Consider the following 846-nt stretch of genomic DNA (forward strand, 5'->3'; position numbering starts at 1 on the left):
CCTCCTTCGCAGTGGGCGTCGTTACCAGACCGGCTCGGCGCTTGTCCTTCAGCCGGTAGCTCTCGCCCTTGATGTTCAGGGTCGTCGAGTGGTGCAGCAGCCGATCCAGGATCGCCGTGGCGATGACCTGATCACCGAAGATCTCGCCCCAGTCCATGAACGACTTGTTCGAGGTCAGGATGGTGCTGGCTCGCTCGTAGCGCCGATTGATCAGCCGGAAGAACAGGCTGGCCTCCTCTCGGGTCATCGGCAGGTAGCCCATCTCGTCGAGGATCAGCACCCTGGGGTAGCTCAGTTGCTGGAGCTGCCGGTCCAGGCGGTTCTCCTGGCGGGAGCGCACCAGGGTGCTGACCAGCCGATCCAGGGTCATGAACAGCACCCGATGACCGGCTTCGGCGGCTTTCACGCCCAAGGCCACGGCCAGATGCGTTTTCCCGACACCCGGCGGGCCGAGCAGGACCACGTTCTCGCCGCGTTCGACGAAGCCCAGGCCCGCCAGGTCACGCACGATCTTGTGGTCGATGCTGGGCTGGAAGCTGAAGTCGAACTGCTCGAGGGTCTTGATCCACGGCAGTCGGGCCTGTTTCAGCCGCGACTCCAGTCCCTTCTGGTGGCGCCCGCCCCATTCCTGGGCCAGGGCCTGTTCGAGGAACTCGCGGTAGTTCAGGTCCTGCTGGCTGGCGTGCTCGCAGAGGCTGTCGAGCGCGGCCTGGAGGTGGTCCATCTTCAGGCGGCTGAGGAGCTGTTCCAGGGCCATCACAGCACCTCCTCGTAGACCCGCAGGTCACGCTGTTGAACGGCCAGGGTCTGCTGCCACAGCGCGGCGTGGTGCTCGGGCACGCTGCG

1 protein-coding gene is annotated in these 846 nt (G+C 65.5%); it reads right to left on the reverse strand.

Annotation, left to right across the window (positions count from 1 at the left end; genetic code table 11):
- Positions 1-760: IS21-like element helper ATPase IstB (istB, locus tag IE093_RS22305; protein ID WP_189473136.1), on the reverse strand; the 760-nt coding region annotated here is incomplete at its 3' end.
- Positions 761-846: the final 86 nt, after the last annotated feature.

This window comes from Litchfieldella qijiaojingensis (assembly GCF_014651875.1).
Classification (GTDB): Bacteria; Pseudomonadota; Gammaproteobacteria; order Pseudomonadales; family Halomonadaceae; genus Litchfieldella; species Litchfieldella qijiaojingensis.